Source organism: Johannesbaptistia floridana (assembly GCF_057440575.1).
This window is the reverse complement of sequence record NZ_JALKVM010000363.1, coordinates 1-1160: the sequence shown is the minus strand read 5'-3', so window position 1 is coordinate 1160 and position 1160 is coordinate 1. Positions and strand designations below refer to the sequence as shown.

General features: G+C 37.8%; 1 protein-coding gene and 1 pseudogene. Both read left to right on the top strand.

Annotation, left to right across the window (positions count from 1 at the left end):
• Positions 1 to 1105, top strand: a pseudogene (locus MW688_RS20325) (pentapeptide repeat-containing protein); the annotation flags it as partial.
• Positions 1096 to 1160: hypothetical protein (locus MW688_RS20320; protein WP_486737836.1), on the top strand; the 65-nt coding region annotated here is incomplete at its 3' end. The pseudogene MW688_RS20325 and the gene MW688_RS20320, both read left to right, overlap by 10 nt.

Below are 1160 nucleotides of genomic sequence, written 5' to 3'. Positions count from 1 at the left end.
TGCTAATTTAAGAGGTGCCAATTTAAAAAGTGCCTCTTTAAAAAGTGCCAATTTAGAGGGTGCCAATTTAAAAAGTGCCAACTTAGAGGGTGCCAACTTAGAGGGTGCCAATTTACAAGGTGCCAACTTAGAGGGTGCCTATTTAAGAAATGTTAAGTTAAATGAAAATACCCAGATAGATACAAAATGGTTAAGAGTTTGGGAGATTTTCAATATTCCCACTTCCCAAAGAGATTTACAAGGTGCCGATTTAAGTAGTGCCAATTTACAACGTGCCAATTTACAACGTGCCAATTTACAGGATGCCGATTTAAGTAGTGCCAATTTACAGGATGCCTATTTACAGGGTGCCAATTTACAGGGTGCCGATTTAGAAGATGCCAATTTAGAGCGTGCCTCTTTACAAGGTGCCAATTTACAGGGTGCTAATTTAAATGGTGCCAATTTAAGGGGTGCCAATTTAAGGGGTGCCAATTTACAAGGTGCCGATTTACAAGGTGCCGATTTAAATAGTGCCGATTTACAAGGTAACAATATATATAGTGCCTATTTAAAAGATGTAAAGTTAAATAAAAATACCCAGATAGATGCAAAATGGTTAAGGGTTTGGGATATTCTCAATAATCCCACTTCCCAAAGAAATTTACATTCTGCCGATTTATGGCGTGCTAATTTACAAGGTGCCTATTTAGAAGCTGCTAATTTACAAGGTGCCAATTTACAAGCTGCCAATTTACAAGGTGCCGATTTAAGTAGTGCTAATTTACAAGGTGCCGATTTAAGTAGTGCCAATTTACAAGGTGCCAATTTAGAAGCTGCTAATTTACAAGGTGCCGATTTAAGTAGTGCTAATTTACAAGGTGCTAATTTACAAGATGCCAAATTACAAGGTGCCGATTTAAGTAGTGCTAATTTACAAGGTGCCGATTTAAGAAATGTTAAGTTAAATGGTGCCGATTTAAATAGTGCCAATTTAGAAGCCGCTAATTTACAAGGTGCCGATTTACAACGTGCCAATTTACAAAGTGCTAATTTACAAAGTGCCAATTTAGAAGCTGCTAATTTACAAAGTGCCGATTTACAAGGTGCCTATTTCTGGGGTGCCAATTTACAAAGTGCCGATTTACAAGGTGCCTATTTCTGGGGTGCCAATTTACAGG